This is a genomic window from Micromonospora sp. NPDC000668 (assembly GCF_042897975.1).
Classification (GTDB): domain Bacteria; phylum Actinomycetota; class Actinomycetes; order Mycobacteriales; family Micromonosporaceae; genus Micromonospora.
The window spans coordinates 351,979-365,019 of record NZ_JBIAYP010000007.1 but is presented as its reverse complement, the minus strand read 5'-3'; the positions used below and the strand labels follow the sequence as shown (position 1 = coordinate 365,019).

Here is a 13,041-nt window from a genome sequence, read left to right as displayed (position 1 = left end):
AAGGTGGCTCAGGCTCATTCGCGGAATAATCCGGGTAGTCCGACGACGGTGTCGAGTGTGCGGTACGGCAATGTGATGTTTTCTCGGGGTTCGGTGATTCCGTTGTTCATCGAGCAGATCAAGGCGGGTCGGGCGCCGACGGTGACGAATCCGTTGATGACGCGGTTTTTGATGTCGTTGCAGGATTCGGTGGATCTGGTGGAGCATGCGTTTCGGCATGCTCGTCCGGGTGACATTTTCATTCGTAAGGCGAGTGCGTGCACGGTGGGGGATTTGGCGGCGGCGTTGTGTCAGCTTTTTGATGTGCCGGCGAAGGTGGATCCGATCGGGGTGCGGCATGGTGAGAAGTTGCATGAGACGTTGGCCAGTCGTGAGGAACTCGGGCGGGCTGAGGATTTCGGTGGTTTCTTCCGGGTGCCGGTGGATGATCGGGATTTGAACTACGCCCTGTATGTGACTGAGGGTGAGATCGGTGTGGGGCCTGAGGATGACTTCAACTCGGCCAACGCCCCGCAGCTTGATCTGCCGCAGATCGTCGAGTTGCTGCTGACCCTGCCTGAGGTTCGTGCGGAACTGGCCCACCAAGACCCGCTCCTCACATGCTGAACCTCGCGATCACCGGCGCCCACGGCTTCCTCGGCTGGCACACACGAGTACTGGCCCGGGCGCTCGGCTGGCCGGAACCCACGCTTCTCACCCGAGCAGACCTGGCCGATCCGGCGGCGGTGGCCGCGAAGGTGGCCGGCGTCGACCGGGTACTGCACCTCGCCGGCGTCAACCGCGGCGACCCGGTCGAGGTGGCGACCGGCAACGTCGAGCTCGCTGCCGCTCTTGCCCGCGGCTTGAACCGGTGTGCCGTGCCGCCCCGAACCGTCGTCTTCGCCAACTCGGTCCAGGCCGGCAACGGCACCCCGTACGGCGACGCCAAGGCCGTCGCCGCGGAGACCCTCGCCAACACCGGCCTTGACGTCGTCGACGTCCGGCTGCCCAACCTCTACGGCGAGCACGGACGGCCGTTCTACAACTCGGTGGTGGCGACGTTCTGCCGGCTGCTCGCCGACGGCGGCCAGCCGGAGGTGCACGAGGACCGGAAGCTGCGCCTGGTGCACGCCACCGACGCCGCCGCCCATCTGCTGGGGGCTCCCACCGCGGGCAGTTGGGACGCTGCGATGCCCGAGCTGCATACCGGGGTACGCGAGATGGCCGACCGGCTCGCCGGGTACGCCGCGCTCTACCGCGCTGGCGAGATCCCGGCGCTGCCCGACCGGCACGCGGTACGGCTGTTCAACACCTACCGTTCACACTGCTTCCCCGCGCACTACCCGTTGCCGCTGCCGCGGCACGCCGACGCCCGCGGTGAGCTGACCGAGGTGGTCAAGTCGTACGGCGGGCAGGGGCAGACCTTCTGCTCCACGTCCCACCCGGGCATCACCCGGGGCGAGCACTTCCACCTGGCCAAGGTGGAACGCTTCGCGGTCGTCCGGGGCAGCGCCGAGATCAGCCTTCGCCGGGTCGGCCACCATGACGTGGTCCGTTTCCCGGTCGACGGCGACTCGCCGGTGGTGGTGGACATGCCGACGATGTGGGCCCACAAGATCGAAAACACCGGCTCTGGCGAGCTGCTGACCCTTTTCTGGACCAACGAGCTGTTCGACCCGCAGCGGCCGGACACGTACGCCGAGCCGGTCGAGAGCGCGCTGCGCGAGCCGGAGTCGGCGGCGTGACGATTCGGCTGGGCGTTTACCGGATCGAGGACATGATGCTCAAGCTGACGGTCGGACGGAGTGGACGATGACCAGGGTGATGACGGTGGTCGGTACCCGGCCGGAGATCATTCGGCTGTCCCGGGTGCTGGCCAGGCTGGACAGTACGGTCGACCACGTGCTGGTGCACACCGGACAGAACTGGGATCCGACCCTGTCCGACGTGTTCTTCACCGAGCTGCGGCTGCGTCAGCCGGACCGGTTCCTGGAGGTCGACACCAGTTCGCTCGGTCGGGTCCTCGGCGGCGTGCTGGTCGGCATGGAGCAGGCGATCGCCGAGCTGCGGCCGGACGCGCTGCTGGTGCTGGGTGACACCAACAGCTGTATCGCCGCGTTGATGGCGCGGCGCATGCGGGTGCCGGTCTACCACATGGAGGCCGGGAACCGCTGCTTCGACCTGAACGTGCCGGAGGAGACCAACCGGCGGCTGGTCGACCACGTGGCCGACTTCAACCTGGTCTACACCGAACACGCCCGGCGCAACCTGCTCGCCGAGGGCCTGCATCCGCGCCGGATCCTGCACACGGGCTCGCCGATGCGGGAGGTGCTGGAGCACTACCGGGCGCCGATCGCCAGCTCGGGCATCCTGCGTCAGCTGGAGCTCGACCGGGGCGGATACTTCCTGGTCAGTGCGCACCGGGAGGAGAACGTGGACCGCCCCGACCGGCTCCGCCGGCTGCTGGACTGCCTGGTCGCGGTGCGCGACCGGTGGGGCTTCCCGGTGCTGGTCTCCACCCACCCGCGGACCCGCAAACGGCTGGAGGCGTTGGCTCCGGACGCCACCGCGTTGGACGGCATCGCCTTCCACGAGCCGTTCGGCCTGCTCGACTACGTGCACCTGCAGACGAAGGCGTACTGCACGCTGTCGGACAGCGGGACGATCAGCGAGGAGGCCGCCATCCTCGGCTTCCCCGCGGTGACGTTGCGCGAGTCGATCGAACGCCCGGAGGCGCTCGACGCCGGCGGCATCATCATGACCGGCCTCGACCCGCAGGGCGTGGTCGAGGCGGTAGAGGTGACCGTGGCCCAGGTCGCCGCGCAGGGGGTGCCCTGCCCGGTCGACTACCAGGTGCCGGACACCTCCCGGCGGGTGGTCGACTTCATCCTCTCCACCGTCCGCCGGCATCACGACTGGGCGGGCATTCGTCGCTGAACGGGCTAGTACCAGGGCCGGCGACCGCGCACCTGCGGTCGCCGGCCCTGGTGTGTACCTGCGTCTGATTCGCGCCCCCGTGGGCACCCTGACCGCGACGAGGTCCACTCCCGTACCGCCAACGGGGTGACGCCCCCCGGCGTCACCCCGTTGGCGGACGGGTCGATCAGCGCGATTGCAGTGGTACGCCCAGCGGACCGTCGACCATGGGATCGGTCGGCTGGGTGCAGAGCAGCGCGAGATGCTCGACGACCTTCACCGCGTCCTCGTACGGGTCGAGCCCGCTCACCTCCATCGGGTCGAGCGCCGGCACGGCCACGTGGGACACCAGGGGATGGAACGGCCGGGCGTCGACCTCGCCGGTCCCGAGCAGGTCCTCGTGCAGCTTCTCGCCGGGCCGCAGGCCGGTGTAGACGATGGGCACGGAGCTGGACGCCTGGTCGGCCATCTGGCGGGCCAGGTCGACGATCCGGACCGGGGCACCCATGTCGAGCACCAGCGCCTCCCCGTCCCGGCCGATCTCGGCGGCCTGAAGCACCAGGTGGACAGCCTCCTGAACGGTCATCAGGTAGCGGGTGACGTCCGGGTGGGTGACGGTCAACGGCTTCCCGGCCTCGATCTGTCGCTGGAAGGCCGTCACCACCGAGCCGCGGCTGCTCAGCACGTTGCCGAACCGGACGCTGAGGAACGTACCCGGGAACCGAGACGCGGCGTGCGCGGTCAACCGCTCGGTGATCCGCTTCGAGTAGCCGAGGACGCTGATCGGGCCGGCCGCCTTGTCCGTGGAGATGTTGACGAACTTCGCCACGTCCTGGCAGGCGTCCAGCACGGACAGGGTGCCCCAGACGTTGGTCTTGATCGCCTCGCCCGGATGCCGCTGCAGCAGCGTCAGGTGCTTGAGTGCCGCGGCGTGGAAGATGATCTCCGGGCGGCGCTCCCGGATGATCCGCCGGATTCCCTCGTCGTCCCGCAGGTCGGCGAGGATCAGCTCGGGACCGTCCAGCATGGCCCGCCCGGCGAGCGACATCTGAAGGCTGTGCAGGGCCGACTCGTCCCGGTCCAGCATCATCAGCTCACCCGGGTTGGCCTTCATCACCTGACGGCAGAGCTCGGAGCCGATCGACCCGCCGGCGCCGGTGACCAGGATGCGCCGCCCGGTCAGACTGTTGGTGCTCAGCGGCAGGTCACCGATCACCTGCCGGCGGCCAAGCAGGTCGCTGATCTGTACGTCCCGGACGTCGGTGACGGTGATCCGGTGGTCGACCAGGTCCCGCACCGGGGGCAGCACCTTGAACACCGCGCCGGCCTCAAGGGTGGCCTCGCGGATCTGGCGGATCAGCGCGGCGTCCGCGTTGGCCACCGAGAAGATGACGGCGGTGGCGCCGGTACGCCGGACCGAGGCGGCGACATCGTGCCGTCCGCCCAGCACGCGTACCCCGCCGATGCGCAGGTCGCGCTTGTCCGGGTCGTCGTCCAGCGCGCCGACCGGTAGGTACCGACCGCGCGGGTCGCCGAGCATGGCGCGGAGCAGCCCCTGGCCGGCGTCACCCATTCCGAAGAGCAGCACCGGCGTCGACGACCGGACATCCGGCCGCATGGCGAGGTCGCGCCGGTGCCGGTACAGGAACCGGGCGCCGAGCATGAACAGCAGGGCGAGCGCGCCGCCGACCAGCGGGGTGCTCGCCGGAACCGGCCGTTCGCCGGACGGCAGCAGGCCGAGCAGCACGATGCAGGCCGTCGTGATGGTGGTGCCGGCGACGCCCTGGACCTCCTGCAGGCTGCCCAGCGGGTGTCGTCCGGAGTAGAGCCGGCGCAACGCCGCCACCGCCACGTGCATGACCGCCGCGGCGACGCCGATCGCGGCCGCCCGGCCCAGTTGGCCCGGGGGGAGCTGGAGCTCGAACCGGGTCCACGCGGCCGCGACGAACCCGCCGACCCAGGCAGTGGTGTCGGTGGCGAGGAATCCGGCGGTGCGCTGGCGGGCCTTGGCCCGTCGCGTCTGCCGGTCCGCGTCTCGCGTGTTCTCGGTGTCCTGCGGCATGTGCTGGCTCCCTGTCCCGTCGCACGACTGCTTCCGCCCGCACCGGCAGAAGGAGCCTCTAGGTTCTTTGTCCTTGTTACATGCCAAAACAGCATTGTTGGGCGTTTTCGGGTTTGACGAGTTGAATATGCTGTCTGTCCCGGTGGCCCTCAGCGAGCCGGAACGCCCTTGACCGTCACCTGATCGGGTACGTCCCGGACGACGCAGGCGCCGGCCCCGACCGTGCTGTCCCGCCCGATCCGCAGGCCCTGCAGCACTGCGGCGGTGGTCCCGATCAGCACGCCCTCGGCCAGGTGGCAGTCACCGGACACCGCGGCGAGCGGGTTGACCGAGACGTAGTCGGCAAGGCTGCTGTCATGGCCGACGGTGGCGTTCTGGTTGAGATGTACGTGCCGGCCGATGGTGACGTTCGTGGTGACCCGGGCCCCCGCAAAGGCGACGAATCCCGGTCCCTGCTCGGTGTCCGGCCCGATGGTGGCGTCCGGGTGGACGAGGCTCGCCGTGGAGATCCCGTACCCGTCGATCCGCTTCCCGATGGCGCGACGGACTCGGGGGTCCCCGACGCCGATGAGGTGTCGGGTGCCCGGGGGAGCGTCGCGCAACCAGGCCACGTCACCGAGGTACGGCACGTCGAGTCGCTGCAACCGCTTCAGGTTCTCCTCGGTGGGTCGGTCGTCGACGACGCCCAGCAGCTGCCAGATCGGCCGGTCGGCGGCCTCGTTCACCGCTCGGGCGATGGTGAGCAGCTCCCGGCCGTGCCCGCCGCAGCCGACCACCACCAGTCCCCACGTCACGCCGTGGACCCTCCCGTCCGGACGGTCAGGAACTCGTCGATCGCGGTGAACACCCGGGCGATCTGCGGCTCGGTCAAGGCACTCCCGCTGGGCAGGGTGAGCCCGTCGGCGAAGAGCCGCTCCGCCGCGCCGGTCAGCAGGCTCTCCGCGCCGGCGTGCATGGGCTGCAGGTGCATCGGTTTCCACACCGGTCGGGTCTCGATGTCCCGCTCGGCCAGGTGGGCCGCCAGGTCGTCGGCCCGCCAACCGCACCGCTCCCGCTCGACGGTGATGACGGTGAGCCAGCAGTTCGACTCGGTGTCCTCCACGCCGAGCAGCTGGACGCCGGGCACCGGGGCGAAGAGCTTGGCGTAGTGGTCGCGCAGTTGGCGGCGTCGCGCGATCATCCCGTCCAGCCGGAGCAACTGGGCCCGGCCGAGCGCCGCGAGGAGGTTGCTGAGCCGGTAGTTGTAGCCCGTCTCGCGGTGCTCGTAGTGCCGCGCCGGCTCGCGGGCCTGCGTGGACAGGTGGCGGGCCCGGTCGAGAAGCGCGGCGTCGTCGGACACCAGCATTCCGCCACCGGAGGTGGTCATGATCTTGTTGCCGTTGAACGAGAGCACACCGACATGCCCGAAGGAGCCGGCGGGCTGTCCCCGGTGGCTGGCCCCGAGGGCCTCCGCGGCGTCCTCCACCAGGGGCACCTCGGCCTCGTCGCAGATCGGGACGAGGGCGCGGTAGTCGGCGCAGCTGCCGAACATGTCCACCGGGACGATCGCGCCGACCCGTTCGCCGCGCGATCGCAGCCGGCGCAGCAGGTGGGCGGCGAGGCCGACGTCAACGTTTCCGGTCCGGGGGTCGCAGTCGACGAAGACCGGACGCGCGCCGATGTACCGGACCGCGTTCGCGGTGGCCACGAAGGTGAGCGTGGGCACGATGACCACGTCGTCGGGGCCGACCCCGACGCCGAGCAGGGCCAGGTGCAGGGCGGCGGTGCCGGAGCTGACCGCGACGGCTCCGCCGGTGCCGACCCGCTCGGCGATGTCGCGCTCGAACGCCTGAAGGTCCGGGCCGGCCGGTGCCACCCAGCCCGAACGCAGGGCCGCGACCAGGTACGACTCCTCGAGCGGCCCGACGTCGGGCGCGGACAGGTGGATCGTCTGGCTCATCGGCCGGCTCCCTGGGGAATCGTCATGCCGGTGTCCGGTCCCGCTGCGGAGGCACCGGCCGCCGGTGCGTACCGAGGAATTCCGGCGCGGTCGCGGACCCGGCCGCGTTGATGCCGTCGCGGCGCAGCACGGTGCGCGCGGTCGCGACCAGGATCGACAGGTCAAGTCGGAGGTTCCGGCTGTCCACGTACTGCACGTCGAGGTCCAGCTTCTCCTCCCAGCTCAGGCTGTTGCGCCCGCTCACCTGGGCCAGGCCGGTGACGCCGGGCCGTACCTCATGCCGGCGGGCCTGGCTGGCGGAGTAGCGATCGAGGTACTCCGGCAGCAGCGGGCGCGGGCCCACCAGGCTCATGTCGCCGCGCAGCACGTTCCAGAGCGTGGGCAGCTCGTCCAGGCTGGTGGCGCGCAGCCAGCGCCCCAGCGGGGTGAGCCGGTCGCCGTCGCCGACCAGGCCGCGGCCGTGGTTGGGCGGCCGCATGGTGCGGAACTTGATCACCTCGAAGGGCTGGCCGTGCAGGCCGGCGCGGCACTGGCGGAACAGCACCGGGCGGCCGAGGCCCACCATGACCAGGACCGCCGCCACCACCAGCAGCGGCGTGACCAGCACCAGCAGTACGGCCGCGAGGATCGCGTCAAAGACGCGCTTGCCCGGCGCGGGTCGGGGCAGCAGCAGGGGGTGTTCGGGGGTGTTCGCGAGACCACCAGGCACTGGCACCGATCCGACCTCCGCGAGAAAGCGACGTAACGACTAATTAAGGGTTTTACCAGCACAAGCTGGTCGGCAACTCCGAATGCCGACACTCAGGCTGCTTCGCCCCGATCAACCCCGAAACGGCGCGCATGGACACGGCCTCGCTGTACGCCCTCCTGCGGTCCGTGCCGTCAGCGGTCGAGCGGTAGGGTCGCGACCGTCCGGTCGGGCGAGTGGAGAACTGGCCGGTCGGGCGAGGGGGGGAAGACTGTGCTGCACCTGAGGGTGATTGCTCCGCCGGACCAGTCGGTGGCGGTGGCCGACCTGCTGGCCGCCGAGCCGGGGGTGACCCACCTGGTGGTGCTGCCCGGCGTCGCCCGGCAGCCCCGGGGCGACCTCATCCAGTGCGACGTGGTCCGGGAGAGCGCCGACAGCGTCCTGCACGGCTTGCAGCAACTCGGTGTGGAGGCGCGCGGCGGGATCGCCGCTGACGACGTCGAGCTGACCATCTCCGCAGCGGCCGACCGGGCGGCGGAGAAGGCGCCCGGCAGTGGCGCTGACGCCGTGGTGTGGGACGAGATCGCGGCGAAGACCGGTGAGCAGACCGAGCTGTCCGGCACCTACCTGGTGCTGCTCATCGTCGCCACCATGATCGCCGGTATCGGCGTGCTACTGGACCAGCCGATCCTCATCGTCGGTGCGATGGTGGTCGGTCCGGAGTTCGGCCCGCTCGCCGCGCTCTGCGTGGCGCTGCTGCGCCGCCGGCTCGGGGTGATCGGCCGCTCGGTGCAGGCCCTCTCTGTCGGCTTCCTGACCGCCATGGTGGCGACCATGTTGAGCACCTGGGCGCTGACCGCCGTCGGCCTGGTCAACCGGGAGATGCTGCTCGCCGACCGCCCGCTCACCGACTTCATCTGGCGACCGGACGCGCTGTCCTGGGTGGTCGGCCTGCTCGCCGGGGTGGCCGGCATGCTCTCGTTGACCTCGAAGAAGTCGGGCAGCCTGGTCGGGGTGCTGATCTCGGTGACCACGGTGCCGGCCGCGGCGAACGTGGCGGTGGCCGCCGCCTACGGGGTCTGGCACGAGGCGGCCGGGTCGGCCCTCCAACTGGTGATCAACCTGTGCGCCATCGTCCTGGCCGGGCTGCTCACCCTCGTGGTGCAGCAGGTCTCGTGGTGGAACGTGGCCCGTCGGTCCCGCCGCCCAGCAGCCGGGTGAGCAGGGTCCGCAACGGGATCGACTCGCCGTCGCGGCCGCCCGCGCCGACGACCAGCGGCGCCGGGCTGGGCTGCGGGTCAACGCCGAACAGCCGGGCCCGCAGACCGCCCTGCACGGTCAGCAGGTGGAACCGGCCTGCCACGTCCACCGCCCGGGTCCCGGCCCGGTCGACGTACCAGCCGGTCAGCCGGGTCCGGTAGCGCCCGCGCCCGTCGTAGCCCCGGGCCATCAGCCGGGTGGTGGGCAGCCCCCGCCGGGTCGCCTCGGCCACGAACCAGGCCACCAACTCCGCCGCCTCGGCCTGCTCGGCGGCCCGCCGCCGCGCGTCCGCGTCGGCGTGCGCCCGCACCGCCTGCCGCTGGCGCTCCCGCCACTCCCGGCCGTCCTGCTCAGTCACGACGCCGACGGTACGCCCGCACGTGTGGCCCAGCTCAGTCGAGTACGGCGAGCAGGGTGCGCCGGGCGATGGCGGCCATCACCGGGTTGGTCTCGACGTAGTACGGCAGCGCGTTGATCGCCTGTACCAGCGCCCAGCCGCGCCCGCGTTCCCAGGTCGCATCGTCCACGCCGAGCGCCCGCCGGTACGTCTCTCGCGACCCGGCGTCGAACAGGTTCCACGCCGGCATCAGGTCCACCGCCGGATCGCCCACGTTGACCGTGCCGAGGTCGATGACCGCGGCCAGCCGCCCGTCGCGGACCAGCAGGTTGCCCGGCATCAGGTCGGCGTGGATCCACACGTCACCGGCGTCGTGCCGGGGAGCGTCCCGGCAGCGGTCCCACACCTCGGCGAGCCGGGCGGTGTCGGTGAGCTGGCCACTGCTGGCGAGGGCTGACCGCACACCGGCATCCTGGGCGGCCAGCGGTCCGCCCCGGCCGAACCCCGGCCAGGCCCGACCGGCGGTGTCGATGCCGTGCAGGGCGATGACAACGCCGGCCAGGTCACGGGCGAAGGCGCCCAGGTCGTCGACCCGGCTCGGCTGGGTCGGCTCGCCGGGGATCCAGCGGTACGCCGTCCACGGCCCGAGATACCCCTCACCCGGCTCGCCGAGGCCGAGCGGTTCGGGCACCGCGATCGGCAGGTGCGGGCCGAGCAGCCGGGCGTACTCCTGCTCCCGCCGCAGCTCGGCGCGCAGTTCGGGTTCGGCCGTTGGTTGCAGGGGGAACCGCAGGACGATCTCCGCACCGAGCCGGAAGAGGGCATTCACCGTGCCGGTCGTGGGGAGCGGACGGACGGGGAGGGCCCGCCATTCGGGAAACTGCTCGGCCACCAGCGCGGCGACGACATCCGCGGTGACGTCGACCTGGTCGGCATGCATTTTCACCGCGAGATCATCACTCACCACTCCGGGGCCAGGCGACCCCATTTTTTCTCGAGTCCCGCCCCTTCCCCCCATGGGCCCACCCTTTCCCCTCCGACGCCTTGAGTCTCCTGTCGAGCTGCCCCAGATCTGGACCACCACCCGGCCTCCGCCCCAGATCTGGACCGCCCCATGGCCTCTGCCTCAGATCTGGACCGCCCCATGGCCTCTGCCCCAGAAATGGGGCAGCTCGACAGGTTGCCGTGGGGGACTGGACGGGCCGGCCATTGAGGTGAGCAGAGCGCCGGGGGCGCCCGGGATGCCGTCCGTGCGGGGCGACATCCCGAGCCAGGTCTGGCGAGGCGTGCGGCCCCGCTGGTCGGTCAGGCCAGGCCAGCGCGGCGCAGGGCGTCCGCCATCGCGTCGTTGGCCGGCGCCGCCGAGCGATCACCCTGCCCGCCACGGCCACCCTGACCGCCCTGACCGCCACGGCCACCCTGACCACCCTGACCGCCACGGCCGCCTTGACCGCCCCGCTGCTGCCCGCCGCTTCCGCCTTGCCCGCCGCTTCCACCCTGCCCGCCGCGACCACCTTGACCGCCGCGCTGGTCGGGCCCGCCGCGTCCGCTCTGCGACCCGCGCTGCGTCGGTCCGCCGCGCCCGTCCTGGCCGGTCCGGTCGCCGCGGGCGCCCTGTCCGTCCCGCGTACCGGAGGGTGCCCCCGGCTCGTCCTCCAGGCGCAGGGTCAGCGAGATCCGCTTGCGGGGTACGTCGACGTCCAGCACCCTGACCCGGACGACGTCACCGGACTTCACCACCTCGCGGGGGTCCTTGACAAAGGTCCGGGACATCGCCGAGACGTGCACCAGACCGTCCTGGTGCACCCCGACATCCACGAACGCGCCGAACGCGGCCACGTTGGTGACCACGCCCTCCAGCACCATGCCGGGCGTCAGGTCACCGATCTTCTCCACCCCCTCGACGAAGGTGGCTGTGCGGAACTCGGGTCGCGGGTCGCGGCCCGGCTTCTCCAGCTCGGCCAGGATGTCGGTGACGGTCGGCAGGCCGAACCGGTCGTCGACGAAGTCGGTCGCCCGCAGCCCGCGCAGGATGCTGCTCTTGCCGATCACGGAGCGTAGGTCCTGGCCGGTGCTGGAGAGGATCCGGCGCACCACCGGGTACGCCTCGGGGTGCACGCTGGAGGAATCCAGCGGGTCGTCGCCGCCGGGGATGCGCAGGAAGCCGGCGCACTGCTCGAACGCCTTGGGCCCGAGCCGGGCCACCTTCTTCAGCTCGGTACGCGACCGGAACGGCCCGTTGGCGTCCCGGTGCAGCACGATGTTCTCGGCCAGCCCGGCGCCGATCCCGGAGACCCTGGTCAGCAGCGGCGCCGAGGCGGTGTTGACGTCCACCCCGACGGCGTTGACGCAGTCCTCCACCACCGCATCCAGCGACCGGGACAGCTTCACCTCGGACAGGTCGTGCTGGTACTGGCCGACCCCGATCGACCGTGGGTCGATCTTGACCAGCTCGGCGAGCGGGTCCTGGAGCCGACGGGCGATGGAGACCGCGCCGCGCAGCGACACGTCCATCCCGGGCAGCTCCTGTGAGGCGTACGCGGAGGCGGAGTAGACCGACGCGCCGGCCTCGGAGACCACCACCTTGGTCAGGTTGAGCTGCGGGAACCGCTTGATCAGGTCGCCGGCCAGCTTGTCGGTCTCCCGGGAGGCGGTGCCGTTGCCGATCGCCACCAGCTCCACCCCGTGCGCGCCGGCCAGCCGCGCGAGGGTCTCGATCGAGGCGTCCCACTGCCGGCGCGGCTCGTGTGGATAGATGGTGTCGGTGGCGACGACCTTGCCGGTGGCGTCCACCACGGCCACCTTGACTCCGGTCCGCAGGCCTGGGTCCAGCCCCATCGTGGACCGGGAGCCGGCCGGCGCGGCGAGCAGCAGGTCACGCAGGTTCATGGCGAAGACCCGCACCGCCTCCTCCTCGGCCGCCTGCCACAGCCGCATCCGCAGGTCCGCGCCGAGGTGGATGAGGATCCGGGTACGCCAGGCCCAGCGGACCGTGTCGGCCAGCCAGCGGTCGGCCGGGCGGGCGGCGTCGGACACGCCGAACCGCCCGGCGATGGCTGCCTCGTACCGGCTCGGGCCGGTCGGCGCGGCATCCGCCTCGCCCGCCTCCTCCGGTTCCATCGTCAGGTCGAGCACGCCCTCCTTCTCGCCCCGGAACATGGCCAGGATCCGGTGCGAGGGCAGCTTCGGGTACGGCTCGGAGAAGTCGAAGTAGTCGGCGAACTTGGCGCCGGCGGTCTCCTGGCCCTCGCGTACCCGGGAGACCAGCCGGCCTCGCGACCACATCTGCTCGCGCAGCGTGCCGATCAGGTCGGCGTCCTCGGCGAAGGTCTCGATCAGGATCGCCCGGGCGCCCTCCAGCGCCGCGGCGGCGTCGGCGACGCCCTTCTCCGGGTCGACGAACCCGGCGGCGGTGGCCCTCGGGTCCTGGGTCGGGTCGGCCAGCAGCGTCTCGGCCAGCGGCGCCAGCCCGGCCTCGCGGGCGATCTGCGCCCGGGTCCGCCGCTTCGGCTTGTACGGCAGGTAGATGTCCTCCAGGCGGGACTTCGAGTCGGCGGCCATGATCTGCGCTTCCAGGGCCTCGTCCAGCTTGCCCTGGCCGCGGATCGACTCCAGCACCGCGGCCCGCCGCTCGTCCAGCTCCCTCAGGTAGCGCAGCCGCTCCTCCAGGGTGCGCAGCTGGGTGTCGTCGAGCAGGCCGGTGGCCTCCTTGCGGTAGCGGGCGATGAACGGCACGGTGGCGCCGCCGTCGAGCAGCTCCACGGCCGCCCGCACCTGACGCTCGGCCACGCCGAGCTCGTCGGCGATCCGCTGATGAACAGACTGGGTCACGATCTCGATCCGCCTTCGGAAGTGGGTAC

11 protein-coding genes are annotated in these 13,041 nt (G+C 71.4%); 4 read left to right on the top strand and 7 right to left on the bottom strand.

From position 1 onward, the window contains the following. The 3 genes from ACFY29_RS31875 to wecB form a co-directional block, all read left to right on the top strand. A partial coding sequence (locus ACFY29_RS31875) for a polysaccharide biosynthesis protein (RefSeq protein WP_386992015.1) occupies nucleotides 1-606 on the top strand: 606 nt, incomplete at its 5' end. Next, entirely contained in the window at nucleotides 600-1,724 is a 1,125-nt protein-coding gene (locus ACFY29_RS31870) for an NAD-dependent epimerase/dehydratase family protein (protein ID WP_386992013.1), read from the top strand. The genes ACFY29_RS31875 and ACFY29_RS31870, both read left to right, overlap by 7 nt. A gap of 67 nt (nucleotides 1,725-1,791) precedes the next feature. Then, the gene (wecB, locus tag ACFY29_RS31865) at nucleotides 1,792-2,916 is read left to right on the top strand and encodes a non-hydrolyzing UDP-N-acetylglucosamine 2-epimerase (RefSeq protein WP_386992011.1); all 1,125 of its coding nucleotides are present in this window, start codon (nucleotides 1,792-1,794) and stop codon (nucleotides 2,914-2,916) included. 166 nt (nucleotides 2,917-3,082) lie between these two features. Here the strand turns inward: wecB and ACFY29_RS31860 are convergent, their stop codons facing one another. The 4 genes from ACFY29_RS31860 to ACFY29_RS31845 all read right to left on the bottom strand — a co-directional run bounded on the left by ACFY29_RS31860 (nucleotide 3,083) and on the right by ACFY29_RS31845 (nucleotide 7,611). Then, entirely contained in the window at nucleotides 3,083-4,957 is a 1,875-nt protein-coding gene (locus ACFY29_RS31860; RefSeq protein WP_386992010.1) for a polysaccharide biosynthesis protein, read from the bottom strand. A 149-nt stretch (nucleotides 4,958-5,106) separates the two neighbouring features. Further along, the gene (locus ACFY29_RS31855) at nucleotides 5,107-5,751 is read right to left on the bottom strand and encodes an acetyltransferase (protein WP_386992008.1); all 645 of its coding nucleotides are present in this window, start codon (nucleotides 5,749-5,751) and stop codon (nucleotides 5,107-5,109) included. After that, complete coding sequence (locus ACFY29_RS31850) at nucleotides 5,748-6,896, bottom strand: DegT/DnrJ/EryC1/StrS family aminotransferase (protein WP_386992007.1); 1,149 nt, start codon at nucleotides 6,894-6,896, stop codon at nucleotides 5,748-5,750. The genes ACFY29_RS31855 and ACFY29_RS31850 overlap by 4 nt, the downstream gene beginning before the upstream one ends. Nucleotides 6,897-6,918: 22 nt before the next feature. Further along, nucleotides 6,919-7,611 carry a sugar transferase gene (locus ACFY29_RS31845; RefSeq protein WP_386992005.1) on the bottom strand — a complete coding sequence of 231 codons (693 nt, stop codon included), beginning with the start codon at nucleotides 7,609-7,611 and terminating at the stop codon, nucleotides 6,919-6,921. A 246-nt stretch (nucleotides 7,612-7,857) separates the two neighbouring features. On the opposite strand from ACFY29_RS31845, the gene ACFY29_RS31840 reads away from it, so the two are divergent. Then, nucleotides 7,858-8,805, top strand: coding sequence for a DUF389 domain-containing protein (locus tag ACFY29_RS31840; RefSeq protein ID WP_386992003.1), 948 nt, complete (start codon nucleotides 7,858-7,860; stop codon nucleotides 8,803-8,805). Here ACFY29_RS31840 and ACFY29_RS31835 read toward each other — a convergent pair. The 3 genes from ACFY29_RS31835 to ACFY29_RS31825 form a co-directional block, all read right to left on the bottom strand. Next, nucleotides 8,735-9,202, bottom strand: coding sequence for a hypothetical protein (locus tag ACFY29_RS31835; RefSeq protein WP_386992001.1), 468 nt, complete (start codon nucleotides 9,200-9,202; stop codon nucleotides 8,735-8,737). The two genes, ACFY29_RS31840 and ACFY29_RS31835, sit on opposite strands and share 71 nt — an antisense overlap. 34 nt (nucleotides 9,203-9,236) lie before the next feature. Beyond that, nucleotides 9,237-10,121, bottom strand: a complete 885-nt coding sequence (locus ACFY29_RS31830; RefSeq protein ID WP_386992042.1) for an aminoglycoside phosphotransferase family protein — start codon at nucleotides 10,119-10,121, stop codon at nucleotides 9,237-9,239. A 365-nt stretch (nucleotides 10,122-10,486) separates the two neighbouring features. Continuing rightward, nucleotides 10,487-13,012 carry a Tex family protein gene (locus ACFY29_RS31825; RefSeq protein WP_386991999.1) on the bottom strand — a complete coding sequence of 842 codons (2,526 nt, stop codon included), beginning with the start codon at nucleotides 13,010-13,012 and terminating at the stop codon, nucleotides 10,487-10,489. Between the last annotated feature and the right edge of the window lie 29 nt (nucleotides 13,013-13,041).

Coding starts and splice junctions, on each gene's coding strand:
- ACFY29_RS31870 (WP_386992013.1), top strand. CDS start 600: ATGCTGAACCTCGCGATCACCGGCGCCCACGGCTTCCTCGGCTGGCAC.
- wecB (WP_386992011.1), top strand. CDS start 1,792: ATGACCAGGGTGATGACGGTGGTCGGTACCCGGCCGGAGATCATTCGG.
- ACFY29_RS31860 (WP_386992010.1), bottom strand. CDS start 4,957: ATGCCGCAGGACACCGAGAACACGCGAGACGCGGACCGGCAGACGCGA.
- ACFY29_RS31850 (WP_386992007.1), bottom strand. CDS start 6,896: ATGAGCCAGACGATCCACCTGTCCGCGCCCGACGTCGGGCCGCTCGAG.
- ACFY29_RS31830 (WP_386992042.1), bottom strand. CDS start 10,121: ATGCATGCCGACCAGGTCGACGTCACCGCGGATGTCGTCGCCGCGCTG.